The 26,315-nt window shown below is 52.7% G+C and carries 19 protein-coding genes; 4 read left to right on the top strand and 15 right to left on the bottom strand.

The window, feature by feature from the left end; genetic code table 11:
* Nucleotides 1-29 precede the first annotated feature (29 nt).
* The gene (locus O6D90_RS04780; RefSeq protein WP_016157342.1) at nucleotides 30-1,484 is read right to left on the bottom strand and encodes an FAD-binding oxidoreductase; all 1,455 of its coding nucleotides are present in this window, start codon (nucleotides 1,482-1,484) and stop codon (nucleotides 30-32) included.
* Nucleotides 1,485-1,543: 59 nt separating this feature from the next.
* Entirely contained in the window at nucleotides 1,544-2,329 is a 786-nt protein-coding gene (locus tag O6D90_RS04775; protein ID WP_016157343.1) for an SDR family oxidoreductase, read from the bottom strand.
* Between the two features lie 318 nt (nucleotides 2,330-2,647).
* Between O6D90_RS04775 and O6D90_RS04770 the strand changes: the two genes are divergently transcribed.
* Complete coding sequence (locus O6D90_RS04770; RefSeq protein WP_016157344.1) at nucleotides 2,648-3,946, top strand: MFS transporter; 1,299 nt, start codon at nucleotides 2,648-2,650, stop codon at nucleotides 3,944-3,946.
* A 26-nt stretch (nucleotides 3,947-3,972) separates the two neighbouring features.
* Entirely contained in the window at nucleotides 3,973-5,451 is a 1,479-nt protein-coding gene (locus tag O6D90_RS04765; RefSeq protein WP_016157345.1) for an FGGY-family carbohydrate kinase, read from the top strand.
* Between the two features lie 52 nt (nucleotides 5,452-5,503).
* Here O6D90_RS04765 and queE read toward each other — a convergent pair whose 3' ends face one another.
* From queE to O6D90_RS04750, 3 genes are all read right to left on the bottom strand, one after another.
* Nucleotides 5,504-6,175: a 7-carboxy-7-deazaguanine synthase QueE gene (gene queE, locus O6D90_RS04760; protein WP_016157346.1), complete on the bottom strand. Its 672-nt coding sequence runs from the start codon at nucleotides 6,173-6,175 to the stop codon at nucleotides 5,504-5,506.
* Nucleotides 6,176-6,246: 71 nt separating this feature from the next.
* Entirely contained in the window at nucleotides 6,247-6,936 is a 690-nt protein-coding gene (locus O6D90_RS04755) for an N-acetylmannosamine-6-phosphate 2-epimerase (RefSeq protein ID WP_016157347.1), read from the bottom strand.
* Complete coding sequence (locus tag O6D90_RS04750) at nucleotides 6,936-8,492, bottom strand: maltose/glucose-specific PTS transporter subunit IIC (protein ID WP_016157348.1); 1,557 nt, start codon at nucleotides 8,490-8,492, stop codon at nucleotides 6,936-6,938. The genes O6D90_RS04755 and O6D90_RS04750 overlap by 1 nt, the downstream gene beginning before the upstream one ends.
* A 165-nt stretch (nucleotides 8,493-8,657) precedes the next feature.
* On the opposite strand from O6D90_RS04750, the gene O6D90_RS04745 reads away from it, so the two are divergent.
* A complete protein-coding gene (locus tag O6D90_RS04745; RefSeq protein WP_016157349.1) occupies nucleotides 8,658-9,482 on the top strand; it encodes a MurR/RpiR family transcriptional regulator in 825 nt (274 codons plus the stop codon).
* 55 nt (nucleotides 9,483-9,537) lie between these two features.
* Here O6D90_RS04745 and eno read toward each other — a convergent pair whose 3' ends face one another.
* The 5 genes from eno to rlmD form a co-directional block, all read right to left on the bottom strand.
* Nucleotides 9,538-10,836 (bottom strand): phosphopyruvate hydratase, encoded by a 1,299-nt coding sequence (eno, locus tag O6D90_RS04740; RefSeq protein WP_003034129.1) that lies wholly within the window; start codon nucleotides 10,834-10,836, stop codon nucleotides 9,538-9,540.
* Between the two features lie 87 nt (nucleotides 10,837-10,923).
* The gene (gene pyrG, locus O6D90_RS04735; protein ID WP_016154233.1) at nucleotides 10,924-12,561 is read right to left on the bottom strand and encodes a glutamine hydrolyzing CTP synthase; all 1,638 of its coding nucleotides are present in this window, start codon (nucleotides 12,559-12,561) and stop codon (nucleotides 10,924-10,926) included.
* A gap of 224 nt (nucleotides 12,562-12,785) precedes the next feature.
* On the bottom strand, nucleotides 12,786-13,577 hold the full coding sequence (gene mazG, locus O6D90_RS04730) for a nucleoside triphosphate pyrophosphohydrolase (RefSeq protein ID WP_016154234.1): 792 nt from the start codon (nucleotides 13,575-13,577) through the stop codon (nucleotides 12,786-12,788).
* Nucleotides 13,578-13,707: 130 nt separating this feature from the next.
* Nucleotides 13,708-15,942: a GTP diphosphokinase gene (gene relA, locus O6D90_RS04725; protein ID WP_016154235.1), complete on the bottom strand. Its 2,235-nt coding sequence runs from the start codon at nucleotides 15,940-15,942 to the stop codon at nucleotides 13,708-13,710.
* Between the two features lie 100 nt (nucleotides 15,943-16,042).
* The gene (rlmD, locus tag O6D90_RS04720) at nucleotides 16,043-17,341 is read right to left on the bottom strand and encodes a 23S rRNA (uracil(1939)-C(5))-methyltransferase RlmD (protein WP_016157350.1); all 1,299 of its coding nucleotides are present in this window, start codon (nucleotides 17,339-17,341) and stop codon (nucleotides 16,043-16,045) included.
* A gap of 57 nt (nucleotides 17,342-17,398) precedes the next feature.
* On the opposite strand from rlmD, the gene barA reads away from it, so the two are divergent.
* Nucleotides 17,399-20,146: a two-component sensor histidine kinase BarA gene (gene barA / locus O6D90_RS04715; protein WP_016154237.1), complete on the top strand. Its 2,748-nt coding sequence runs from the start codon at nucleotides 17,399-17,401 to the stop codon at nucleotides 20,144-20,146.
* 59 nt (nucleotides 20,147-20,205) lie between these two features.
* Here the strand turns inward: barA and O6D90_RS04710 are convergent, their stop codons facing one another.
* From O6D90_RS04710 to O6D90_RS04690, 5 genes are all read right to left on the bottom strand, one after another.
* Nucleotides 20,206-21,348 (bottom strand): glycerate kinase, encoded by a 1,143-nt coding sequence (locus tag O6D90_RS04710; protein WP_016157351.1) that lies wholly within the window; start codon nucleotides 21,346-21,348, stop codon nucleotides 20,206-20,208.
* A gap of 82 nt (nucleotides 21,349-21,430) precedes the next feature.
* Nucleotides 21,431-22,771 carry a glucarate dehydratase gene (gene gudD / locus O6D90_RS04705; RefSeq protein ID WP_016157352.1) on the bottom strand — a complete coding sequence of 447 codons (1,341 nt, stop codon included), beginning with the start codon at nucleotides 22,769-22,771 and terminating at the stop codon, nucleotides 21,431-21,433.
* A 20-nt stretch (nucleotides 22,772-22,791) separates the two neighbouring features.
* On the bottom strand, nucleotides 22,792-24,132 hold the full coding sequence (locus O6D90_RS04700) for an enolase C-terminal domain-like protein (RefSeq protein WP_032931789.1): 1,341 nt from the start codon (nucleotides 24,130-24,132) through the stop codon (nucleotides 22,792-22,794).
* Nucleotides 24,133-24,134: 2 nt separating this feature from the next.
* Complete coding sequence (gene gudP, locus O6D90_RS04695; protein ID WP_016157354.1) at nucleotides 24,135-25,487, bottom strand: galactarate/glucarate/glycerate transporter GudP; 1,353 nt, start codon at nucleotides 25,485-25,487, stop codon at nucleotides 24,135-24,137.
* A gap of 364 nt (nucleotides 25,488-25,851) precedes the next feature.
* Nucleotides 25,852-26,301, bottom strand: coding sequence for a flavodoxin (locus tag O6D90_RS04690; RefSeq protein WP_016157355.1), 450 nt, complete (start codon nucleotides 26,299-26,301; stop codon nucleotides 25,852-25,854).
* Nucleotides 26,302-26,315: the final 14 nt, after the last annotated feature.

Genomic DNA, 26,315 nt, shown 5'->3' with positions numbered 1-26,315 from the left:
GGCTTCCCGATCAGGAAGCCAGCTGATGTTTATTTCTCAATCGGGTAGATCGTTCCCGTGTTCATAATGCCGTTTGGATCAAACTGACGTTTCAGACCTTCCAGCAGCGGCCACGCGCTGCCATGTTCCAGCTTGCTCCAGTGAACGCGGTGCTTACCAATGCCGTGGTGATGTACCATTGAGCCGCCAAGACGGATCGTCTCTTCGCAAATAATCTTGTTAAGCGGGTTGTGGTACTTATCAATCTCCTCTTCCGGCTTGCAGTCCACCACGTTGTAGTCATACACAAAGTACATGTTGGTACCGTTGATATAACTATGGGAAGAGTGACCGCCCAGCATGGTGATGTCATCCGCGTGTGGGAATTCAGTACGAATACGATGGATCACGTTTTCGTAAATTTGATGGATGCAGCTCCAGCTGCCGGAAACTTCCGTCGTAAAGCCCATATTGCCGGTTTTCAGGATCTGTACGCGTTCAGCAGCCACTTTTTCCGGGCCCCAGTTCAGATGGTTAAACCAGTTCTCAATCAGCTTGCTGTCCACACGCTTACACTGTGGATAACGCGCGACGATCTCCGCAATGCCCTCGCCAGTGGCTTGCGCCATTCGCGGATTGCCCTCAGCCATGAAGATCAACACGCATTTCCCGTCAGCAAAATGAGTAAAGTGCTGGGTGCCATCCTCGGCGTCATACAGGCGTGCAATCGAAGGACGGTAGCCTTCCACCATCACTTCACGCAGGATATCGAAACCGATTTTCATATCGTCCAGAATGTAGCCGTAAAAAAGGTTATTTTCCGGCGTGAACTTGAAGATTTTCACCGTCACTTCAGTGATATAGCACAGCGCGCCTTCGTTCCCAATGATGATGTGGCGAATGTCCGGCCCGGCAGCCCGGCGTGGCACGTTCTTGATGCGGGTTACCGTGCCGTCCGGCAGCACCGCCTCCAGCCCCACGACCATATCTTCAATGGCACCGTAAAGAGTGGAGAATTGCCCGATGCTGCGGGTTGCAACCAGGCCGCCCATCTGCGCCAGCGGCTTAGACTGCGGCGAGTGCCCGGTGGTATATCCTTTTTCGCGCAATGCATTTTCCAGAATCTCAAGCGGCACGCCGCATTGAGCGGTCGCCTGCATGTTTTCAATATCAATGCTCAGGATCTGGTTCATCCCTGCCCCGTCCAGCACCACGGAGTCTTTAACCACCGTTTCCAGCCCCCCTTCCGTCGCGGATGCGCCGGTACGCGGAACTCCATTGATTTTATGCTGATTCATAAACGCCAGAACGCGGGAAACCTGCTCTGTCGAACCGAGTTTTACCACTGCCGCCGGAATGGGTAGTGTATAAATACCGTGAATGTCGGCATATTTACGAAAGCGGTCAATACTGTTTTTCTTTAATACCGTTTCATCGGTAATTACGCGTTCGGACCCAACAATTTCTTTTAACTGGTCAACAATCGCTTCGCGAGATAAAGGCATAGCTATTCCTTCCTGATAATTAGCAGAACAATTAATAATACAGAAACTATAGGTAGATATTAGCGAACTAAATAACCGCCATCGACGACCAGTAAATGACCGTTAACATAATTAGAAGCCTGACTGGCAAGGAATATCGCAGCCCCCATTAAATCCTGGGTATCGCCCCAACGATTAGCTGGGATATGATCCAATACGCGCTGATTCGTTTCCGGATTGCTGCGCGTAGCCAGCGTAATATCCGTTGCATAATATCCCGGTGCGATACCGTTAACCTGAATATTATATTGCCCCAATTCATCGCAATACGCCTTGGTAAAACCGGCAAGCGCATGTTTTGTCGCTGAATAAGCCGGAGACCACTGTCCGCCAAGATAAGAGAACAAAGAACAGATATTTATAATTTTACCGCTGTTTTGCGGAATCATAATTTTTGCCGCTTCGTAGCTCAGTTCAAACGCCGCCGTCAGGTTGACGTCAATCATCGGATCCCAGTCCGCACGACCAAAGTCCAGTACCTTATTCAGCTTACAAATTCCGGCGTTGTTCACCAGAATATCAACGGTGCCAAAACGCTCGCAGCAGGCGGCGATAATCTTCTGCGGTGCCCCTTTTTCGGTGATATCCACCTGTATAAACTCGACTTCAACACCCTGTTTTTCAATAATTTCCTTCGTTTCGCCGTTATCTTTTACAAAACTTGGGATAAACAGATTCGCCCCGGCTTTCGCCAGCGCCATCGCAAAAGCCTGACCCAGACCGCTGTTGCCGCCCGTTACGATCGCCGTTTTCCCTTTCAGGGAGAAAAAATTCATTGAGAATGCATTGAGAGATTCGATTGACATAGCTGGCTCCAAATTCCTTTAGGCAAAAAAAAAGAAAGGCAACTTCCCCCGCTAGAGGGAAGTCACCTTTCTCATTATCTCTGGTAACTGGAATGAATTTTTAGCATAACGAGAAAATATCTAACGTGATCAAAATCACAGATGCTTTGTTCATTCTGTATTGATGACTAAAAACAAGAAGCGTGATTATTCTCACACTATAACCCACACTTCCATGTTATTTCTAAGCGCAATTACTAGAGACCTGAGAAAAGTAATCCACCTGAAAGGGCGGTTTACTTTTCTCTTTTTTTTGTCTGCATAAAATGAGAGCCCGATATGCAACAATCCTCATATCGCCGTTGGATAACACTCGCCATTATTAGTTTCAGTGGTGGCGTTAGTTTTGATTTAGCCTATTTACGTTATATCTATCAAATTCCCATGGCAAAATTCATGGGATTTAGCAATACCGAAATTGGATTAATAATGAGTACCTTTGGCGTTGCCGCTATTATTCTGTATGCACCCAGCGGGGTTATTGCCGATAAATTCTCCCATCGAAAAATGATTACCTCAGCCATGATAATTACCGGCTTGCTCGGTCTGCTGATGATGACCTATCCACCGTTGTGGGTCATGCTCTGTATTCAGGTCGCCTTTGCCATCACGACAATCCTGATGCTGTGGTCGGTATCAATTAAAGCCGCCTCGCTGCTGGGGGATCACAGTGAACAAGGGAAAATCATGGGCTGGATGGAAGGCCTGCGCGGCGTCGGCGTCATGTCGTTGGCGGTATTTACCATGTGGGTCTTTTCTCGCTTCGCACCGGATGACAGCAACAGCCTGAAGGCCGTGATCCTGATTTATAGCGTGGTTTACATCCTGTTGGGAATTTTGTGCTGGTTCTTCGTGAACGATGGCAACAGCCGCAGCCACGGTGCGAAAGAGGATAAGCAGCCGTTTCAGCTCAAAGATATCATCGCCGTGCTGCGTATCAGCACCACCTGGTATTGCAGCATGGTTATTTTTGGCGTCTTTACGATCTACGCCATTCTCAGCTACTCCACCAACTATCTGACTGAAATGTACGGCATGTCGCTGGTCGCGGCGAGCTACATGGGGATCGTCATCAACAAGATCTTCCGGGCTATCTGTGGGCCGCTGGGCGGCATCATCACCACCTACAGCAAAATTAAGTCGCCAACGCGCGTGGTGCAACTGCTTTCAATTGTCGGCGCCGCTGCGCTGATTGCCCTGCTGGTGACGAACTCAAATCCGCAGTCCGTGGTTATGGGGATCGGCCTGATTCTGCTGCTGGGCTTCACCTGCTACGCCTCGCGCGGGCTTTACTGGGCCTGTCCCGGCGAGGCCAGAACCCCTTCTTACATCATGGGAACCACCGTAGGGATCTGCTCGGTGATCGGTTTTCTGCCCGACGTGTTCGTCTATCCGATTGTCGGCCACTGGCAGGATACGCTCCCGGCGGCACAAGCCTATCGCAATATGTGGCTGATGGGACTGGCGGCGCTGTGCATGGTCATCCTCTTCACGTTCTTATTGTTTCGCAAAATTCGCACCAACAACGCCGAACCGGAAAAGATAACCTCACTGGCCGCAGAAACCTCCGGCGAGTGAAGATGGAAAATTAAAGGAGAATGACAATGTCAAAGAAATACATCATTGGAATTGATGGCGGAAGTCAGAGTACCAAGGTTGTGATGTACGATCTGGAAGGTAACGTGGTGTGTGAAGGAAAAGGTCTCCTGCAACCGATGTTTACTCCCGATGCCGATACGGCAGAGCATCCGGACGACGATTTATGGGCTTCATTGTGTTTTGCTGGCAAAGACTTAATGAGCCAGTTCGCGGGAGATCCAAAAGACATTGTCGGGATTGGTCTGGGCTCCATTCGCTGCTGTCGCGCATTGCTCAAAGCAGACGGCACGCCCGCTGCGCCATTGATCAGCTGGCAGGACGCGCGCGTCACCCGCCCCTATGAGCACGCCAATCCTGATGTGGCTTACGTCACCTCATTTTCAGGTTATTTGTCACATCGCTTAACCGGTGAATTTAAAGACAATATCGCCAACTACTTTGGTCAGTGGCCGGTGGATTACAAAACCTGGACATGGAGCGACGACCCGGAGGTGGTGAAGAAATTCAATATCCCGCGCAGGATGCTGTTCGAGGTGCAGATGCCGGGAACCGTGATCGGGCACTTGACCGACGCTGCCGCGAAGGCGACCAGCTTCCCTGCCGGATTACCGGTGGTTTGCACCACCAGCGACAAACCGGTAGAGGCCCTGGGCGCAGGATTGCTGGACGACGAAACCGCGGTTATCTCATTAGGCACCTATATCGCCCTGATGATGAACGGCAAAGCCCTGCCCAAAGATCCCGTCGCTTATTGGCCAATTATGTCTTCGATTCCGCAAACGTTGCTATACGAAGGCTATGGCATTCGCAAAGGGATGTGGACGGTCAGTTGGCTGCGGGACATGTTGGGGGAATCACTAATCCAGGATGCGAAAGCGCAGGATCTGTCGCCGGAAGATTTGCTGAATAAGAAAGCGGCCAGCGTACCACCCGGTTGTAATGGCCTGATGACCGTCCTGGACTGGCTGACCAACCCGTGGGAACCGTTCAAACGTGGGATCATGATTGGCTTTGACTCCAGCATGGACTACGCCTGGATTTACCGCTCTATTCTGGAGAGCGTTGCGCTGACGCTGAAAAACAATTACGACAATATGTGTAACGAAATGAACCACTTCGCTAAACAAGTGATCATTACGGGCGGCGGTTCAAACAGCGATCTATTCATGCAAATTTTTGCCGACGTGTTCAATCTTCCAGCAAGACGGAATGCCATTAACGGTTGCGCCAGCCTGGGCGCGGCCATTAACACGGCGGTAGGGCTTGGTCTCTATCCGAACTATGAGACCGCGATAGAAAAAATGGTGCGGGTGAAAGATGTATTCACACCAATAGAAAGCAACGCCAGAGGCTATGACGCGCTGAACAAAGGGATTTTCCGCGATTTAACCCAGCACACCGATGTGATCCTGAAAAAGTCGTATGAAGTGTTGCATGGCGGCCTGGATAACGTTAATTCGATTCAGAGCTGGTCTAACGCATAAGGTTGTCCGGCCTGCATGTAGCACTCAATGCAGGCCGATAAACCCATTATCATCAGGCAATATTCAGATATTTATGGGTCTGCATCGACAGACGCCAGTTACGCGCGATACAGGTATCAATACACAAACGCGTGGCATCGTCTTTCTGGCTGATTGGCTGTAAGGCTATGATACGCGGTTTGTCGTCGCTCAACGTAGCCAGCAGTTCATCCAGCGCTTCAATATCGCGAACGCGACCAACCGGATGTTTGATTTCATTCGCACGCTCCAGCGCCTGCGACAGCACATCATAACCGCCGCGCATATTCACCTTCGGCGATACGGTCACCCAGGTATTCGGCGTACAGCGCACTTCGTGGGTACCGCTGGTTTCAATCTGGCAGCTAAAGCCGTTCTTTTCCAGCAGGTCTGTCAGCGGCATCAGGTCATGAATGCAGGGCTCGCCACCGGTTATCACCACGTGACGGGCGGTATAGCCCTGACGCACAATGACCGCCAGCAGATCCTCGCTGCTCGCCGCGCCCCATTTATCGCTCTCTTTGGTCTTAGCCAGGATGCTGTACAGGGAAACTTCCCGATCCTCAAGCTTATCCCAGGTGTGTTTGGTATCGCACCAGGCACAGCCAACCGGGCATCCCTGTAAACGAATAAAAATGGCGGGGACGCCGGTAAAGTAACCCTCACCTTGCAGGGTCTGGAACATCTCGTTAATCGGGTACTGCATAGCGCTCTCAATATGGGGATAAACGATAATTATCGCAGATCCCCGCCAAAGTATCATGCCCCATCGATGCTTTACGCGGCGATCGCCGCGGCAAAGCGTGCCGTAATCTGCTGCGGACGCGTGATAGCCCCTCCAACCACCACGGTATGGGCACCTAATGCCAGGCAACGTGCAGCACGTTCCGGGGTATCGACGTTTCCTTCCGCCACGACCGGTATGCTGACCGCAGCCAACACCTCACGTAAAAAACTGCAGTCGTTTTCCGCCAGCACATGCCCGACAGTGTCAGCGGTATAGCCGTAGAGCGTAGTGCCCACGCAGTCAAACCCCAGACGCTCGGCGGTCACCGCCTCGTCTACAGTGGCGATATCCGCCATCAGCAGTACGGACGGGTAGCGAGCGCGGACCTGTGCGACCAGTTCTTCCAGCGTTTGCCCACCAGGGCGCGGGCGCGCTGTCGCGTCCAGAGCAATAATTTCCGGCTCAACGGTCATCAACTCATCCACTTCCTGCAGGGTGGCCGTGATAAACACATCACTACCCGGATAATCGCGCTTGATAATCCCAATCACCGGCAGTGAGACGATCTCTTTGATAGCGCGAATATCCACCACGCTGTTCGCACGGATACCTACCGCACCGCCCTGTGCTGCCGCCAACGCCATACGCGACATAATAAATGGACTGTGCAGAGGCTCATTTTCCAGCGCCTGACAGGAGACGATTAATTTACCTTTCAGGCAATCCAGTACAGTTTTCATTACGATAAGATCTCTTCGACTTCGTTTTTAATGATGGTGACATGCGGGCCATAAATCACCTGAACACCTTTACCGCGAATAATAACGCCACGTGCTCCGGTCGCTTTCAGCGCCGCTTCATCTACCTTGCTGCTCTCTTTCACCGTCACGCGTAAGCGTGTGGCGCAACAGTCCACCTCTTCCAGATTCTCTTTGCCTCCCAGCCCAGAGATGACTGCCGCTGCGCGTTCACTTTGAGGCAGACCGGATTCAATTGGGGTTACGTTTTCACGCCCAGGTGTCAGCCAGCCAAAGCGGTTAATCAAATAGCGGAAGGTAAAGTAGTAAAGGAAGAACCACGGTATCCCCACCATGGGAACGTACATCCAGTTGGTTTTAGCTTCCCCTTGTAAGACGCCGAAGAGGAGGAAATCGATAAGCCCACCCGAAAAAGTTTGCCCAATAGTGATATGTAAAATATGAGCCATCATAAACGCCAGGCCATCGAAGAAGGCGTGAATGACATATAACACGGGAGCCACAAAGAGGAAGGAGAACTCGATAGGCTCAGTGATCCCCGTCAGGAAAGAGGTCAGGGCTGCCGACAACAGCAGGCCGGCGACAAGCTTTCTGTTCTCCGGCTTGGCAGTGTGGTACATCGCCAGGCATGCGCCAAGCAGGCCAAACATCATGGTAATGAATCGCCCGGACATAAAGCGCGAGGTGCCCGCATAGAACTGCTGCGTATTCGGATCGGCAAGTTGGGCAAAGAAAATCCGCTGCGTACCTTCAACCAACTGGCCGTTGACGATTTCGCTACCGCCAAGCGCCGTCGTCCAGAACGGCAAATAAAAGATATGGTGTAAACCCAGTGGGCCAAGCATACGCAGGATGAAGCCGTACAACAGTGTCCCCAGATAACCCGTCGCATCCACCAGACCACCCAGCCCAAAAATGAGTTTCTGGAAATGCGGCCAAACCACTGTCATGACAGCCCCCACAACAATCGCGGCAAGGGAGCTAATAATCGGTACAAAGCGCGAACCGCTGAAGAAACCAAGGAACTGAGGTAGTGAGACTTTATTGAAACGGCTATGCAGCGCGCAGGTGACAAGACCAATAACCACCCCACCAAACACGCCCGTTTCCAGCGTCTGAATACCCAGCGTCATCCCCTGGCCAACGGCACCCGGGTTCTCGTGCGCCAGTGTCCCGTTGAGGGTCAATAAGGCATTGATAGTGGCATTCATCACCAAAAATGCCAGCAATGCCGCCAGCCCGGCGGTACCTTTATCCGTTTTCGCCAGTCCTACAGCGACACCCACTGCAAACAGCACCGAAAGATTGGCAAACACAATAGAACCGGCGCTGGTCATGATTGTGAAGATTGCCTGCAACCAGTCGACATCCAAAAACGGATAAGCCGTCAATGTGTTTGGATTCGACAGTGCGCCGCCAATCCCTAACAACAGTCCCGCGGCGGGCAATACCGCAATCGGCAGCATGAAGGATTTGCCGAAGCGCTGCGCTTTTTCAAACCATGCACCCGATGAGGCGCCGCTAAACATTTGCATCATTTTTTCATCTCCCCGACTAGTGATGAAAATTTTTACCATGATTATTTTTATAAATGAAAATTATCATCAAAAACCAGGAAGCCGATCATACTTTTTTAAAATGACTGGCATCTCTCCCCTGCTTTCCGCCACACTATCAGCAGAGAAACGCATTAAGGATTTTGCATGTCAGAAAATGAAAACCTGCTGCTGAGATTGCGCCAGAGCGTTGACGGATATAGCCGAACACAACAGAAGCTGGGAGAGTTTGTGCTTAGCGATCCGGCAAAAGTTGTCTACCTGACGATTACCGAACTGGCGCGTGAAAGCGACACCAGCGAAGCTAGCGTCACACGGCTGTGCCGTACGCTGGGGTGTAAGGGCTATAACGAGTTCAAAATGGCGCTGGCACTCGATCTCCAGCAAGAACAGCCGGTAGAGCACAGCGGGGATGAAATTGACAATGTGGTCAATGAATCCGTGCAAGCACTGCAGGACACAGCAAAATTACTCGACAGAGCATTACTTGAAGCAGCCGCTCTTGCGCTGCATCAGGCGCAGTCGGTACAGATTTATGGCGTAGCGGCCAGCGCCATTCTGGGGGAGTATTTACATTACAAACTCCTGCGCTTGGGCAAACCCGCACAAATGTTCAGCGATATGCATCGCGCAGCCATGAACGCCACAACGCTAAGCAAAGACACGCTCGTGGTGGCGATTTCCAGCTCAGGCTCCACGCGCGATCTGCTGCATGTCGTTAAACTGGCGCGTAAGCAAGGCGCGCGCGTACTGGCGTTAAGTAATACGCCGCGCAGTCCGTTGGCTTCGCTGAGTGATATTCAACTGGTCGCAGCCAAACCAGAAGGTCCGTTGAGTGCTGGTGCGCTAAACGCCAAGGTGGGAGTGATGCTGTTGGTAGAACTGCTCATCACGTCACTGATTGCGCTGGATGAAAAGTACAGTGATGTGAGCCAGAAAACCGCCAGTGCGACCTTACCGCTACTGCTTTAGAGGCATAAAAAAACCCGCCGCAGCGGGTTTTTACGTTAAGAGTTAAAGAACAGGATTACGCCTGACCTTTGATCTCTTTACGACCGTTGTACGGCGCTTGTTCACCCAGAGCTTCTTCGATACGAATCAGCTGGTTGTACTTAGCAACGCGGTCAGAACGGCTCATAGAACCGGTTTTGATCTGGCCTGCAGCGGTACCAACAGCCAGGTCAGCGATGGTAGCGTCTTCAGTTTCGCCAGAACGGTGAGAGATGACAGCGGTGTAGCCAGCGTCTTTCGCCATTTTGATCGCAGCCAGAGTTTCGGTCAGAGAACCGATCTGGTTGAATTTGATCAGGATGGAGTTAACGATGCCTTTTTCGATGCCTTCTTTCAGGATCTTGGTGTTGGTTACGAACAGATCGTCACCAACCAGCTGGATTTTGTCGCCCAGAACTTTAGTCTGGTATGCGAAACCGTCCCAGTCAGACTCGTCCAGACCATCTTCGATGGACACGATCGGGTACTGTTTGGTCAGTTCTTCCAGGAAATGAGTGAATTCTTCGGAGGTGAATGCTTTGTTGCCTTCGCCAGCCAGAACGTATTTACCGTCTTTGTAGAATTCAGAAGCTGCACAGTCCATCGCCAGGGTGATGTCTTTGCCCAGCTCGTAGCCAGCTGCTTTAACCGCTTCAGCGATTACAGCCAGAGCTTCAGCGTTGGAACCCAGGTTCGGCGCGTAGCCGCCTTCGTCACCCACTGCAGTGTTCATACCTTTAGCTTTCAGAACTTTAGCCAGGTTGTGGAACACTTCAGAACCCATACGTACGGCTTCTTTCAGGGTTTTAGCGCCAACCGGCTGAATCATGAACTCCTGGATGTCAACGTTGTTGTCAGCGTGCTCACCACCGTTGATGATGTTCATCATCGGAACCGGCATGGAGTATTTGCCCGGAGTACCGTTCAGTTCAGCGATGTGTGCATACAGCGGCAGGCCTTTAGCAGCAGCTGCTGCTTTGGCGTTCGCCAGGGACACAGCCAGGATGGCGTTTGCACCGAAGTTGGATTTGTTTTCAGTACCGTCCAGATCGATCATGATCTTGTCGATGCCAGCCTGATCTTTAGCATCTTTACCCAGCAGAGCCTGAGCAATTGGGCCGTTAACAGCTGCAACAGCTTTCAGTACGCCTTTACCCATGAAACGGGATTTGTCGCCGTCGCGCAGTTCCAGTGCTTCGCGGGAACCAGTAGAAGCACCTGACGGAGCTGCTGCCATACCAACGAAACCACCTTCCAGGTGTACTTCGGCTTCAACAGTCGGGTTACCACGGGAGTCGATGATTTCACGACCGATGATTTTAACGATTTTGGACATTAGATTTTCCTCAGTACAAGTTAAACTAAAACTCCAGACAAACAATGCACCCGGATGGGTGCATTGCCGTTCTAACTTTTTTACTTCTTACTTCGCCTGACGCTTCTGATGTTCACTGGCGGCTTTCACAAAGCCGGCAAACAGCGGGTGCCCATCACGTGGCGTGGAAGTAAATTCCGGGTGGAACTGACAGGCCACGAACCACGGATGATTCGGTACCTCAATGATCTCGACCAACTGATCATCACCGGAACGGCCTGCAATACGCAGACCCGCAGCTTCAATCTGTTTCAACAGCATATTGTTGACTTCGTAACGGTGGCGATGGCGTTCAACAATTGTCGGCGCACCGTACAGCTGACGAACCAGGCTATCGTCGCTCAACTGACACTGCTGGGCGCCAAGGCGCATTGTGCCGCCCAGATCGCTCTTCTCGGTACGGACTTCAACGTTGCCGTCTTCATCGCGCCATTCGGTAATCAGGGCCACCACCGGGTACTTACAGTCTGGCACAAATTCCGTGGAGTTGGCGTTATCCATACCCACTACGTTACGTGCAAACTCAATCAACGCAACCTGCATACCCAGGCAAATACCCAGATAAGGAACATTGTTTTCACGCGCAAAGCGCGCTGTCGCGATCTTACCTTCAACACCACGGTAGCCGAAGCCGCCAGGGATCAGGATTGCATCAAGACCTTTCAGGATCTCAACGCCGCGCGTTTCGACATCTTGCGAATCGATCAGCTTAATGTTGACGGTGACACGATTCTTCAGACCACCGTGCTTCAATGCTTCGATAACTGACTTATAGGCATCCGGCAGTTCAATATACTTGCCAACCATACCGATAGTCACTTCGCCTGCCGGATTCGCTTCTTCGTAGATAACCTGTTCCCATTCTGACAGATTAGCTTCCGGACAGTTCAAGCTGAATCGTTTACAAATATAATCGTCAAGGCCCTGGGATTTCAACAGGCCTGGAATTTTATAGATGGAATCGACATCTTTCATTGAAATAACGGCTTTTTCTGGCACGTTACAGAACAATGCAATTTTTGCACGTTCGTTGGCCGGAACCGCGCGATCGGAACGACAGATCAGAATGTCAGGCTGGATACCGATAGACAGCAACTCTTTTACCGAGTGCTGAGTCGGTTTAGTTTTGACTTCACCGGCAGCGGCCAGGTAAGGAACCAGAGTCAGGTGCATGAACAGCGCGTGTTCACGACCGATATCTACCGCTAATTGGCGAATCGCTTCCAGGAATGGCAGGGATTCGATATCACCGACCGTACCGCCGATTTCAACCAGAACGACGTCATGACCTTCGCCACCGGCAAGGACACGCTCTTTAATCGCGTTGGTGATGTGCGGGATAACCTGTACGGTTGCACCCAGATAGTCGCCACGGCGCTCTTTGCGCAGGACATCGGAGTAAATTCGACCGGTAGTGAAGTTATTGCGGCGAGTCATTTTGGTACGAATGAAACGCTCATAGTGACCCAGGTCCAGGTCGGTTTCAGCGCCGTCTTCAGTAACGAACACTTCCCCGTGTTGGATTGGACTCATAGTACCTGGATCGACGTTGATATACGGATCCAGTTTCATCATGGTCACGTTGAGGCCACGAGCCTCAAGAATGGCTGCCAGGGAGGCTGCGGCAATGCCTTTACCCAGAGAGGATACGACCCCGCCGGTCACAAAAATATAGTTCGTTGTCATGCTGGACCTGAGAAGTTAGGGTGAAACGATGGAATTACCAAGACGGGAAAGTAGTATACCCGAACATGACGAGCGCCACAAACTTTCATTATTCCTCCTCTTCACCAGGCTCACATAAACATCGGGAGTGAGAAAATAGCCCCTTTGGGGTAAATGTTTTTGACGTAAATCAAGCGCTTGTTATTTAAAAAATCACACAAATCGCCCTTGACCGACGAAATCCCTTAGAGATCAATTTCCTGCCGTTTTACCTGTTGCCAGACTTCTTCCATAGTTTCCAGATCAACACCAGTCATTTCCAGACCCCGAGCCGCTACAATTCGCTCAACCTCACGAAAACGGCGCTCAAATTTCTCGTTCGCTTTTTGCAATGCGGTCTCTGCTTTAGTGCCCAAATGCCGAGCCATATTGACCGTCGCAAACAGCAGGTCGCCCATTTCCTCCTCCAGTTTAGCCTGGTCGACAACAGCCTGCTTCGCCTCAAACATGACTTCATCGATCTCTTCGTAAACCTTGTCGACAACCGGTCCTAATGTTTTCCAGTCGAAGCCAACATTAGAGCAGCGTTTCTGGATTTTTTGGGCGCGCATTAACGCCGGTAAACTACGGGGAATATCGTCGAGTGCGGAATGCTGCGCCTTCTGGGCGCGTTCTTCGCTTTTGATTTGCTCCCAGCGGGTCAACACCTCAGTGCTGTTACTGGCAGAAACATCAGCAAAAACATGTGGGTGGCGACGCTCAAGCTTATCGCTGATGGCGGCGCAAATATCATTGAAATCGAAACGTCCTTCTTCCTGCGCCATCTGGGCGTAAAACACCACCTGGAACAGCAAGTCACCCAGCTCTCCACGCAGGTCGTCGAAGTCTTCCCGCGCAATTGCGTCCAGCACTTCATAGGTTTCTTCGAGGGTGTAAGGGGCAATAGTGGCGAATGTCTGCTCTTTATCCCAGGGACAACCGTTTTCCGGGTCGCGCAGGCGCTGCATAATACCGAGCAGTCGGTCGATTTGATTCATTGGAATATCCTGAAATTTCAATACGCGAGGCCAGATAAGACGACAGCCGATATCCGGCAACATGGCAATGCCTGATGGCAACGCTAACGCGCCTCACCAGGCATGCAAACTTATCTGGCCTATAAAATAATTAATTACCGTGCAGACGACGTGCGTCGATCACATCCGGCACCTGGTTCAGCTTGCCAAGCACGCGCCCGAGCACCTGCAGGTTATAGATTTCGATGGTCATATCGATGGTAGCCAGTTGCTGTTTGGTATCACTCCGGCTGGCAACCCCCAGCACGTTCACCTTCTCGTTGGCAAGAATCGTGGTGATATCACGTAATAAGCCGCTGCGATCGTTAGCCTGGACGCGAACCACCAGCGAATATCCTGCCGAGTAGCTTTCGCCCCAAACCGCATCAACAATTCGTTCCGGCGCATGGGAGCGCAGCTCGGTCAGCTGTTCGCAATCCGCCCGGTGCACGGAAATACCGCGGCCCTGAGTGATAAACCCGACAATTTCATCGCCTGGAATCGGCTGGCAGCAGCGCGCGATGTGGTGCATCAGGTTACCCACCCCTTCCACCACCACGCGACCGTCGTCTTTACGGCGACTCTGCGGCGCCTGCGTTTTCTGCTGAAGCTGTTTCAGCGCGGCGGCATCCTGTTCGGCTGCGCTTGGCTTATTAAACTGCGCCTGCAGGAAGTTCACCATCTGGTTGAGGCGAATATCCCCCCCACCAATCGCCGCCAGCAGCTCATCCAGCTCATTGAAGCTGTAGCGCGGCAGCAGGTGCTTTTCCGCTTCTTTCAGGCTAATGCCTAAATGCGCCAGCTCATCGTCGAGGATCTGGCGGCCAGCAAGGATGTTTTTGTCGCGGTCCTGTTTACGGAACCAGGCGTGGATCTTCGAACGCCCCCGACTGGTGGTGACATAGCCGAGGTTAGGGTTCAACCAGTCGCGGCTTGGGTTGGGCTGTTTCTGGGTGATAATTTCAATTTGATCGCCCATCTGCAGCTGGTAGGTAAACGGTACGATGCGCCCGCCAATTTTCGCGCCAATGCAACGATGCCCCACATCACTGTGAATATGATAAGCAAAATCGAGCGGTGTGGAGCCTGCAGGTAAGTCCACAACGTCGCCTTTTGGCGTAAAGACGTACACTCGGTCATCAAAGACCTGGCTACGGACTTCATCCAGCATTTCGCCAGAGTCCGCCATCTCTTCCTGCCAGGCGATCAGCTTACGCAGCCATGCAATACGATCTTCATGACCAGAACGCGCTACGCCTGAAGCGGTGCCCTCTTTGTACTTCCAGTGTGCCGCAACGCCCAGTTCGGCATCTTCGTGCATCTGTTTCGTACGGATCTGAATTTCAATGGTTTTGCCGCCCGGTCCCAGCACAACCGTATGAATTGACTGATAGCCGTTGGGTTTCGGGTTAGCGACATAGTCATCGAACTCATCCGGCAGATGGCGATAGTGAGTATGCACTATCCCGAGCGCGGCATAGCAGTCCTGTAAACGCTCCGCCACGATACGCACTGCGCGCACGTCGAAAAGTTCATCGAAGGCCAGCTGCTTTTTCTGCATTTTGCGCCAGATGCTGTAGATGTGTTTCGGACGTCCATACACTTCGGCTTTGACGCCTTCCGTTTTCATCTCTGAGCGCAAATGACCGACGAACTCATCAATGTAATGCTCGCGATCGATGCGACGTTCGTGCAGCAGCTTGGCAATACGTTTGTATTCAGCCGGGTGCAGGTAACGGAAGCAGTAATCTTCCAGTTCCCATTTTAATTGCCCGATACCCAAACGGTTGGCCAGCGGCGCATAGATATTGGTGCACTCTTTTGCCGCCAGAACGCGTTCATCTTCCGGAGCGTCCTTCACTTCACGCAGATGTGCAATCCGCTCCGCCAGCTTGATGACCACACAGCGGAAATCATCCACCATAGCCAGCAGCATGCGGCGAACGTTATCGACCTGTTCGGATGAGACTGAATCGGTATGAGTGGCCTTAAGCTGGCGTATTGCCGCCATATCCCGCACGCCGTGGATAAGATGAACAATGGATTTGCCCACGCTCTCGCGCAGGATGTCTTCACTGACCACGTTGGCATCTGCCAGAGGGAACAGCATTGCTGCGCGCAGCGTGTCGATATCCATGCTCAACATGGAGAGTATTTCTACCATCTCCACGCCACGCCACAGCAGCAGATCCGCATCCGGATGCCCCTGTGTCTGCTGCTGGCAGTACGCCCAGGTTTCGGCTAAGCGTTCACACGACTGCTGGCTGGAGATCCCCAGACTCGCGATCCATTTCTTTGGATCAAACTCACCAGCTTTATTTATATGTGCACTTCTTACCGCAACCATTGTCCTCTCCTTAAGGGGCCTGGCCTGTCGAAGTCGACAAGCCATACCCATTGTCTTTCACGCTGCATTACCACCCGAAATCCAATGGGTACAAAATTTATTACATACGCTCAAACAGGACCATTGATTCCAAGTGTCCAGTGTGCGGGAACATATCAAGCATCGCCAGTCGCCGTATGGCATATCCCGCGTTGAGCAAAGCGTCGCTGTCACGAGCCAGCGTTGCCGGGTTACAGGATACATAAACAACGCGTATAGGTTCTAATTTTATAATATGTTGCATCACACCTGCAGCCCCCGCACGCGCAGGATCAAGCAATACTTTGTCGAATCCGTTTTTCGCCCACGGCTGCCGGGTAACATCTTCCTCAAGGTTTTCATGAAAGAATGTCACATTGTGTAATCCGTTATTCAACGCGTTTTCCCGGCCTTTTTCCACCAGCGCCGGTACCCCTTCCACCCCCACCACGTTTGCAGCCCGGGTTGCCAACGGCAGGGTAAAATTACCCATTCCACAGAACAGATCGAGTACGCGATCTTCAGGTTGCACATCAAGCCATTCGAGCGCACGGGCCACCATTTGTTGGTTTACCCCTTCATTGACCTGAATAAAATCACGCGGACTGAAGGTTAACCGTAGTCCATTTGAGTCATACCAGGGCGACTCTTCTGATATTGATTCCAGTATCTCGCTTTGCGGGGCCAGAAACAAAGACAGCCCCTGAGAATGCGAAAAGCATTCCAGTTTTTCTTTATCCTGAACACTTAATGGCGCCGTGTGGCGCAAAATCATCAGGGTTCCGCTCCCCGCCTGCACCAGCTCGACATGACCAAGATGGCGTAACCCTTGCAGACTTTCCAGACACGCCCGGATGTGGGGCAAGAGCGCTTCAAGCTGGGGCACCAAAATAGGGCATTGTTTAACATCGATAATGTCGCTGGATGCGGATTTGCGAAACCCCATCTGCAATTTTTGTTCTTTTGGCCGATAATTCAGGCTCAACCTGGCGCGACGACGATAGCCCCACGGGGTATCAGCTATAACATCCGACACTTCACATTTCATTAAACGCGACAACGCCGCGCTTTTGCTACGCTGCTGCAACGAGATGCTGGCATGCTGCTGCTGGCAGCCGCCGCACACGCCAAAATGCGGGCAACGTGGCACTTCACGCTGCGGACTGTCGTTTAAACGTCGTTTTACTTGCGCGCGGGCGAACTGTTTTTTATCTTCGGTAATCACCACCTCGGCGCTTTCCTGAGGTAGCAATTCCGGTATAAACAACGCCTTTCCGTTATGGCGAGCAACGCCCTGGCCGAAAGGATCAAGGTCATTGACGGTAACGGTTATGATCTGACGCGTCGTCACGCGTCGTTTTGCAGAGTAGAATTGCGCCATCGACGAGATATTTCTCTATTTAACAGTGTGACCCTAATTGTCCCATAACGGAACTCCATGACCAACTACAGCCTGCGCGCACGCATGATGATTCTGATCCTGGCCCCGACCGTCCTGATTGGTTTGCTGCTCAGTATCTTTTTTGTTGTGCATCGCTATAACGACTTGCAGCGTCAACTGGAAGATGCTGGCGCCAGCATCATTGAGCCACTCGCGGTCTCCAGCGAATATGGCATGAATCTGCAAAACAGAGAATCCATCGGCCAACTTATCAGCGTGCTGCATCGTCGCCATTCCGATATCGTGCGGGCAATTTCTGTCTATGACGAGAATAACCGGCTGTTTGTCACATCCAATTTTCATCTCGATCCGTCTGAAATGCAGCTGGCAACCGGTTCACCATTTCCCCGAAAGCTGAGCGTCACCCGGCTCGGGGATATCATGATCCTGCGAACGCCAATTATATCGGAAAGCTATTCGCCGGATGAATCTGCCGTCAGCGACGCCAAAAATACGGAAAATATGCTGGGGTATGTGGCGCTTGAGCTGGACCTCAAGTCAGTAAGATTGCAGCAGTATAAAGAGATCTTTATCTCCAGCGTAATGATGCTGTTTTGTATCGGTATTGCGTTAATTTTTGGCTGGCGTCTGATGCGCGACGTGACTGGCCCGATTCGCAATATGGTAAATACCGTTGACCGAATACGTAGAGGACAGCTCGACAGCCGCGTCGAAGGTTTCATGTTGGGCGAGCTGGATATGCTCAAAAATGGCATCAACTCGATGGCGATGTCACTTGCGGCCTACCATGAAGAGATGCAGCACAACATCGACCAGGCCACCTCTGACCTGCGCGAAACGTTGGAGCAGATGGAAATCCAGAACGTCGAACTGGATCTGGCGAAGAAACGCGCCCAGGAAGCGGCGCGTATTAAGTCTGAGTTTCTGGCTAACATGTCGCATGAGCTGCGTACGCCGCTGAATGGCGTGATTGGCTTCACCCGCCTGACGCTTAAAACCGAGCTCAACACGACGCAGCGCGATCACCTGAATACGATTGAACGCTCGGCCAACAATCTGTTGGCCATCATCAATGATGTGCTCGACTTCTCCAAACTTGAGGCGGGCAAACTGATTCTGGAAAGCATCCCATTCCCGCTACGTAGCACGCTGGATGACGTCGTCACGCTGTTAGCGCACTCATCCCATGATAAAGGGCTTGAGCTGACGCTAAATATTAAGAATGACGTGCCGGACAACGTCATCGGGGACCCGCTGCGCTTACAGCAGGTAATCACTAATCTGGTTGGCAATGCCATCAAATTTACCGAAGGCGGCAATATCGACATTCTGGTCGAGAAACGCGCCCTCAGTAACACGAAAGTGCAAATTGAAGTGCAAATCCGCGATACCGGAATTGGCATCCCTGAGCGCGATCAGTCACGCCTGTTCCAGGCCTTCCGCCAGGCCGATGCCAGTATTTCCCGCCGCCACGGCGGGACCGGACTGGGTCTGGTCATTACGCAAAAGCTGGTCAATGAAATGGGCGGGGATATCTCCTTCCACAGCCAGCCGAACCGGGGCTCCACGTTCTGGTTCCATATCAGCCTCGATCTCAACCCTAACGTTCTCGTGGATCGCTCAACCACGCACTGTCTGGCCGGAAAGCGGCTGGCCTACGTTGAACCTAACGCCACAGCCGCGCAATGCACGTTAGATATCTTGAGTGAAACGCCGCTGGAGGTGATTTACAGCCCTTCATTTTCCGGGCTGCCGAAGGATCACTACGATATTCTGCTGCTTGGCATACCGGTCACTTTACGCGAACCGCTCACCATGCAGCATGAGCGGCTGGCAAGCGCAGCGGCGATGACCGACTTTTTGTTACTGGCTCTGCCTTGCCATGCGCAGATTAACGCCGAGAAATTAAAGCAGGGCGGCGCGGCGGCGTGCCTGTTGAAACCTCTAACCTCAACCCGCTTACTGCCAGCGTTGACAGAGTATTGTCAACTGAACCACAGCGCGGCTCCGCTACTGTTAGACGAGAGCAAAATTGCGATGACCGTCATGGCGGTGGACGACAACCCGGCGAACCTCAAGCTGATTGGCGCACTGCTGGAAGATAAAGTGCAGCACGTCGTGCTCTGCGACAGCGGACATCAGGCAGTGGATCGCGCCAAACAGATGCAGTTTGATCTCATCCTGATGGATATTCAGATGCCAGACATGGACGGTATTCGCGCCTGCGAACTGATCCACCAGCTTCCTCATCAACAACAGACGCCGGTCATTGCGGTCACCGCGCATGCCATGGCCGGGCAAAAAGAGAAGCTGCTCAGCGCCGGTATGAACGATTACCTGGCGAAGCCTATCGAAGAAGATAAGCTGCATAATCTGCTGTTACGCTACAAACCCGGCGCGAGCACATCGCTGAGGGCGCTCGCTGTTGAACCGGTCGTCAATCCGAATACCACACTCGACTGGCAACTGGCGTTAAGGCAAGCCGCCGGTAAAAACGATCTGGCGCGGGATATGCTGCAAATGCTGCTCGATTTTCTGCCCGAAGTGCGTAACAAAATTGAAGAACAGCTGGTAGGTGAAAACCCTGAAGGACTGGTGGATATGATCCATAAACTGCATGGCAGTTGCGGTTATAGCGGCGTTCCCCGCATGAAAAACCTGTGTCAGCTGATTGAGCAGCAATTACGTAGCGGGAGCAAAGAAGAAGAGCTGGAGCCTGAGTTTTTAGAGCTTCTGGATGAAATGGATAACGTTGCGCGCGAAGCGAAGAAGTTGTTAGGGTAAAGATCTGATTGCCGGATGACGACGCTCACGCGTCTTATCCGGCAATCATGCCACATCATTCAACGTAATTGCTGACCCGCTTTCAGGGTCGCGGCCACGTTTCGCGCCGTCATTCGCACGTTCTCACTCGCGTTCTTCAGCGCCTCATCCAGTGTGCAAACGGTATAGATAACGCTAAAAACCGCATCCAGCCCATGCTCATGTACAACACCGACATCAGCCGTCAGGCTGCCGGCAATGCCGATAACCGGTTTGTTGTAACGCTTTGCCACCTTCGCCACGCCAACCGGAACCTTACCGTGAATGGTCTGGCTGTCGATACGTCCTTCACCCGTGACCACTAAATCCGCATTCGCAACGCAGTCGTCGAGGTGTAACGCATCCGTCACGACCTCAATACCGCAGCGTAACTGCGCACCGCAAAACGCATACAGTGCCGCCCCCATACCACCAGCCGCGCCACCACCCGCCAGTTCCAGCACGTTGACGTCCAGATCGCGGGCAATGAGTTGCGCATAATGCGTGAGCGCCCGATCAAGACGAAGAATCATCTCCGGCGTCGCCCCCTTTTGCGGACCGAAGACCGCAGAGGCCCCCTCTTCACCGGTCAACGGATTAGTCACATCGCAGGCCACTTCAATACGGCACGCGGCAAGACGCGGGTCTAGCTGAGAAATATCAATCCGGGCGAGTGATTCAAGGCCAGTCCCGCCATGAGCAATATCGTTATTTTGCGCATCCAGTAATTTTGCTCCCAGCGCTTGCACCATCCCGGCACCGCCATCATTGGTGGCGCTGCCGCCAATGCCGATAATGATATGTTCAACGCCCGCGTCCAGCGCATGACGGATTAGCTCCCCGGTTCCCCAGGAGGTCGTTTTCAGCGGATCGCGTAAACCTGCGGGAACCTGCTCCAGTCCGCTGGCGGCCGCCATTTCGATAAACGCCGAACGCTCATCCCCGGATAAACCATAAAATGCCTGAATCGTTTTACCCAGAGGGCCGGTAACATCAACATGCACAAGGTGGCCTTGCGTTGCGGCAACCATCGCTTCGACCGTTCCCTCACCGCCATCCGCGACCGGGATCTTCACGTAATTCGCCTCAGGCCAGATCTCACGAAATCCCAGCTCAATAGCCGTTGCCACTTCAAGCGCACTCAAACTTTCCTTATAGGAATCCGGTGCGATTACTATTTTCATAAAGCATCCTTACGCATGTTGACTGTGTTAAGCATACACCAGGAGAAAAACCGCCCCTTTTGTGGGAGCGGTCCCAGTTCGCTTAGCGTACCATGCACGGACGCTTATTATCAAACGTCCAGTTCGGGATCAGATACTGCATTCCCATGGCATCATCGCGCGCTCCCAGTCCATGTTGCTGATACAGCTCATGAGCTTTCATAACCTGATCCATATCCAGCTCCACGCCCAGACCCGGCTTCGCCGGTACCTGCACCATGCCGCCTTTGATTTCAAACGGCTCTTTGGTCAGGCGTTGATTGCCTTCCTGCCAGATCCAGTGGGTATCGATAGCGGTAATTTTGCCCGGCGCCGCCGCCGCAACATGAGTAAACATCGCCAGCGAAATATCAAAGTGGTTGTTAGAGTGCGAGCCCCAGGTCAGCCCAAACTCATGACACATCTGCGCAACGCGGACAGAACCCTGCATAGTCCAGAAGTGCGGATCCGCCAGCGGGATATCCACGGACTGCAACGACAGCGTATGTCCCATCTGACGCCAGTCGGTGGCGATCATGTTGGTGGCGGTCGGCAGACCGGTAGCACGACGGAATTCCGCCATGACTTCACGGCCTGAGAACCCCTGCTCGGCGCCGCACGGATCTTCCGCATAAGCCAGCGATCCTTTCAGGTACTTACCAATTTTAATCGCTTCATTCAGCGACCACGCACCATTGGGATCGAGCGTGACGCGTGCCTGTGGAAAGCGTTTCGCCAGCGCCACAATAGATTCCGCTTCTTCTTCCCCGGCCAACACCCCGCCTTTCAGTTTGAAATCGTTGAAGCCATATTTCTCATATGCGGCTTCCGCCAGGCGCACCACCGCATCCGGGGTCATCGCCTCTTCATGACGCAGGCGATACCAGTCGCATTTCTCATCCGGCTGGCTCTGATACGGCAGGGGCGTCGCGTTACGGTTACCGACGAAGAACAGGTAACCCAGCATTTCAACTTCGCTACGCTGCTGACCGTCGCCCAGCAGAGATGCGACGTTAACGCCCAGATGCTGACCCAGCAGATCCAACATGGCCGCTTCGATCCCGGTAACCACATGAATAGTGGTACGTAAATCGAAGGTCTGCAAACCACGGCCACCGGCATCACGATCGGCAAAGGTATTGCGGACCGCATTCAGTACGTTTTTGTATTCACCTAACGTTTTGCCCACCACCAGCGGAATGGCATCTTCCAGGGTCTGACGAATTTTTTTGCCGCCGGGAATCTCACCCACGCCGGTATGACCGGAGTTATCTTTGATAATCACAATATTACGCGTGAAGAACGGGGCATGTGCGCCGCTCAGATTCATCAGCATGCTGTCATGGCCCGCAACCGGGATCACCTGCATCGCGGTTACGACTGGGGTAGTAAATTGTGCGCTCATAATTAAGTCCTTATTCAAAATTAGTGGCGGCCGAAAACGGGACGTTTACGGTCAAAAGTCCATCCAGGGATCAGATACTGCATCGGGCCTGCGTCATTACGCGCGCCGCCGGGCAGCGCCTTATAGGCTTCATGCGCTTTCTGTACCTGATCCCAGTCCAGTTCCACGCCCAGGCCGGGCGCGTCGGGTACCGCAATTTTTCCGTGTTTAATCTCCAGCGGATTTTTGGTCAGGCGGCAATCGCCCTCCTGCCAGATCCAGTGGGTGTCGATCGCCGTTGGGTTGCCCGGCGCAGCGGCACCGACGTGGGTGAACATCGCCAGGGAAATATCAAAATGATTGTTAGAGTGGCAGCCCCAGGTCAGTCCCCAGTCATCGCATAGCTGTGCCACGCGTACCGCGCCGGAAAGGGTCCAGAAATGCGGATCGGCCAGTGGAATATCTACCGAGTTGAGCATCACCGCATGGCCCATCTCACGCCAGTTGGTGGCTATCATATTCGTTGCTACCGGCAGACCGGTTGCACGGCGGAACTCGGCCATCACTTCGCGGCCAGAAAAACCCTGTTCTGCGCCGCACGGATCTTCGGCGTAAGTCAGAACATCGTTCAGCCCTTTACACAAGGAGATAGCTTCATCCAGCAGCCAGGCACCGTTAGGGTCGACCGTAATACGCGCATCCGGGAAGCATTGTTTCAACGCGCGAACGGTGTCGATTTCCTGCTCGCCAGGCAGCACACCGCCTTTGAGTTTGAAATCTTTAAAGCCGTAGCGATCCTGCGAAGCCTGAGCCAGACGCACCACCGCCTCACTGTTCATCGCCTGCTGGTGACGCAGGTGATACCACTCATGGTTACCCGGCGTGCTGTCCAGATACGGCAGATCGGTTTTGCTGCGATCTCCCACGTAGAACAGATAGCCGAGCACGGTGACCGCATCGCGCTGCTTGCCTGGCCCTAACAGTTCGCAGACCGGCACGTTCAGCGCCTTGCCCAGCAGGTCGAGCAGTGCGGCTTCCAGCGCGGCCACCGCATTAACCCGCAGTTCAAAGGTCCAGGCACCTTTGCCAAAGGTGTCAAAATCAGCGGCCTGGTTGCCTTTATGCACCTGCTGAACCACTTTATTCAGGCGCGCGACTTCCTGGCCCAACACTTGTGGAATCGCGTCCACCAGCGTCTGATAAATCACTTCACCGCCCGGCGCCTCACCGACGCCGGTATTTCCGGCGTTATCGGTGAGCACGACGATATTGCGGGTAAAGTATGCGTTATGCGCCCCGCCAATATTGAGCAGCATGCTGTCATGACCGGCCACCGGGATGACCTTCATATCGGTAATAATGGGACTCGATTGTGTTGTCATCATCATTGCCCTGCGACAGGTTTCAGTTCGATACGTTTAATATCACCCACCAGCACCAGATAGCTCACTACAGCAATCAGCGCATGCACCCCGACGTAAATCAACGCACCGTTAAACGAGCCAGTGGTACCTACGATGTAGCCGATAGCAATTGGCGTGACGATACCGGAGATGTTGCCAAACATATTGAACAGACCGCCGCTCAAACCGCTGATCTCTTTTGGCGCAGTATCGGCCATCACCGCCCATCCCAACGCACCGATACCTTTGCCGAAGAAGGCCAGCGCCATAAAGCCGATGATCATCCACTCCATGTTGACGTAGTTACAGAACACCATCACCATCGACAACAGCATACCCAGTACGATTGGCGTTTTACGGGCGATATTCAGCGAACCGGTACGGCGCATCAACCAGTCGGAAATAATGCCGCCGAGTACGCCGCCTGCGAATCCGCAAATGGCCGGAACCGAGGCAACAAAACCGGCTTTCAAAATCGACATACCGCGTGCCTGTACCAGATAAACCGGGAACCAGGTGATAAAGAAGTAGGTCAGCGCGTTTATGCAGTATTGGCCGATATAAATACCGATCATCATTCGTGAGCCCAGCAGTTGCTTGATCTGCCCCCACTTCACGCTGAACGGCACTTTGGCTTTGGCTGCCGCCTGATCCATATTGATCAGCGCTCCGCCTTCGGCAATGTAGTCCAGCTCTTTTTGGTTTACGCCCGGATGCTGGTTCGGTTCATGAATCACCTTCAGCCAGATAAAACTGATAACAATCCCGAGACCGCCCATAAAGAAGAACACATGCGACCAGCCCACTTCGTGGGTCAACCAGCCCATGATTGGCGCGAAGATCACGGTGGCAAAGTACTGCGCCGAGTTAAAAATAGCGACCGCCGTGCCCCTTTCCTGCGCCGGGAACCACGCCGCCACAATACGACTGTTGCCTGGGAAGGATGGCGCTTCGGCTAACCCCACGAGGAAGCGCAGGGTAAACAGCGCAACGATAATACCGAAGCCGCTGAAGATATCGACGAAGCCCTGCAACAGGGTAAACATGGACCAGATAAAAATGGACCAGAAGTAAACACGTTTTGAACCGAAGCGGTCGAGCAGCCAGCCGCCGGGGATCTGACCGATAACATAGGCCCATGAAAAAGCGGAGAATACATACCCCATCCCTACCGCATCCAGACCAATATCTTTGGCCATCTCCGAGCCGGCGATGGATAAGGTGGCGCGATCGCCGTAGTTGAAGGATGTGACGATAAACAGCATCACCACTATCCAGTAGCGAGCGTTAGTGCGTTTTTCCGCGCTGCTCGCCGCCTGACTTAATGAACTCATTGTTGCACTCCTGAATCTTGGCTTTCGCCAGTTCATTCTGTACAGCACCTGTAGGGTGATCAGAATGAGAGGTTAGTGTGTGGCAGTTTTGGTACAGCTCAGGGCCGTTTTATTCTGACTCGCTGCCTTTTCGGAACTGACGGGAAAAGTATATGAAGGAGTGCCTCTTACCCTCACCGTGCAAAAACACAACATTGCGGGAGGTGAATGAGGTTGTTTATGGCATAAGCCTAAGGGAATGGAAGATGCTTCACGAAATTGGCGTTTGGTGGGCGTTTTGTTGCCGGGTAGCAACGCCTTACCCGGCCGACGATCCAAAAGAGAGTAACAGGCCCGTGCAAACAAAGCGCTGCCGGGCGCAAGGTTATTTAAGCAAGGTTCCCCAGTTTTCGACCCAGGGATTGGATTCGTTTTCTGGTTCAGGATGCTCGCTGGCGTCAATCAGCAGCATTTCCCCTACACGTTGGGCGCTTTGTTCCTGCAACAGTGCATCGAACTGCTTGCCGCCATTGCAGAAATTAACATAGCTACTGTCACCCAGCGCAATTACTCCGTAATGCAGATTTGGCTGGAAACCGAGATTATCTTTGATCCCCTGAAACAGCGGCACGATGCTATCCGGCAGATCGCCCTGCCCGGTCGTTGAGGTCACCACCAGCACATATTTTTCCTGATATGCCTGCCAGTCGCAGAGCTCGGGATCTTCGAACACCGTGGCTTTATGACCCTGCGCCGTCAAAATAGCTTCGGCCTCTTCGGCAACCAGCAACGCGTTTCCGTACATCGTGCCGACAAAAATTCCAATTTCCGCCATAACCGTAATCTCCT

Source organism: Citrobacter sp. 21OH12SH02A-Citro (assembly GCF_027919895.1).
GTDB classification, from domain to species: domain Bacteria; phylum Pseudomonadota; class Gammaproteobacteria; order Enterobacterales; family Enterobacteriaceae; genus Citrobacter; species Citrobacter braakii.
The sequence above is the reverse complement of the archived record's forward strand: the minus strand, read 5'-3'. Positions and strand labels throughout refer to the sequence as shown.

Coding starts and splice junctions, on each gene's coding strand:
- O6D90_RS04780 (WP_016157342.1), bottom strand. CDS start 1,484: ATGCCTTTATCTCGCGAAGCGATTGTTGACCAGTTAAAAGAAATTGTT.
- O6D90_RS04775 (WP_016157343.1), bottom strand. CDS start 2,329: ATGTCAATCGAATCTCTCAATGCATTCTCAATGAATTTTTTCTCCCTG.
- O6D90_RS04770 (WP_016157344.1), top strand. CDS start 2,648: ATGCAACAATCCTCATATCGCCGTTGGATAACACTCGCCATTATTAGT.
- O6D90_RS04765 (WP_016157345.1), top strand. CDS start 3,973: ATGTCAAAGAAATACATCATTGGAATTGATGGCGGAAGTCAGAGTACC.
- queE (WP_016157346.1), bottom strand. CDS start 6,175: ATGCAGTACCCGATTAACGAGATGTTCCAGACCCTGCAAGGTGAGGGT.
- O6D90_RS04755 (WP_016157347.1), bottom strand. CDS start 6,936: ATGAAAACTGTACTGGATTGCCTGAAAGGTAAATTAATCGTCTCCTGT.
- O6D90_RS04750 (WP_016157348.1), bottom strand. CDS start 8,492: ATGATGCAAATGTTTAGCGGCGCCTCATCGGGTGCATGGTTTGAAAAA.
- O6D90_RS04745 (WP_016157349.1), top strand. CDS start 8,658: ATGTCAGAAAATGAAAACCTGCTGCTGAGATTGCGCCAGAGCGTTGAC.
- eno (WP_003034129.1), bottom strand. CDS start 10,836: ATGTCCAAAATCGTTAAAATCATCGGTCGTGAAATCATCGACTCCCGT.
- pyrG (WP_016154233.1), bottom strand. CDS start 12,561: ATGACAACGAACTATATTTTTGTGACCGGCGGGGTCGTATCCTCTCTG.
- mazG (WP_016154234.1), bottom strand. CDS start 13,577: ATGAATCAAATCGACCGACTGCTCGGTATTATGCAGCGCCTGCGCGAC.
- relA (WP_016154235.1), bottom strand. CDS start 15,942: ATGGTTGCGGTAAGAAGTGCACATATAAATAAAGCTGGTGAGTTTGAT.
- rlmD (WP_016157350.1), bottom strand. CDS start 17,341: ATGGCGCAATTCTACTCTGCAAAACGACGCGTGACGACGCGTCAGATC.
- barA (WP_016154237.1), top strand. CDS start 17,399: ATGACCAACTACAGCCTGCGCGCACGCATGATGATTCTGATCCTGGCC.
- O6D90_RS04710 (WP_016157351.1), bottom strand. CDS start 21,348: ATGAAAATAGTAATCGCACCGGATTCCTATAAGGAAAGTTTGAGTGCG.
- gudD (WP_016157352.1), bottom strand. CDS start 22,771: ATGAGCGCACAATTTACTACCCCAGTCGTAACCGCGATGCAGGTGATC.
- O6D90_RS04700 (WP_032931789.1), bottom strand. CDS start 24,132: ATGACAACACAATCGAGTCCCATTATTACCGATATGAAGGTCATCCCG.
- gudP (WP_016157354.1), bottom strand. CDS start 25,487: ATGAGTTCATTAAGTCAGGCGGCGAGCAGCGCGGAAAAACGCACTAAC.
- O6D90_RS04690 (WP_016157355.1), bottom strand. CDS start 26,301: ATGGCGGAAATTGGAATTTTTGTCGGCACGATGTACGGAAACGCGTTG.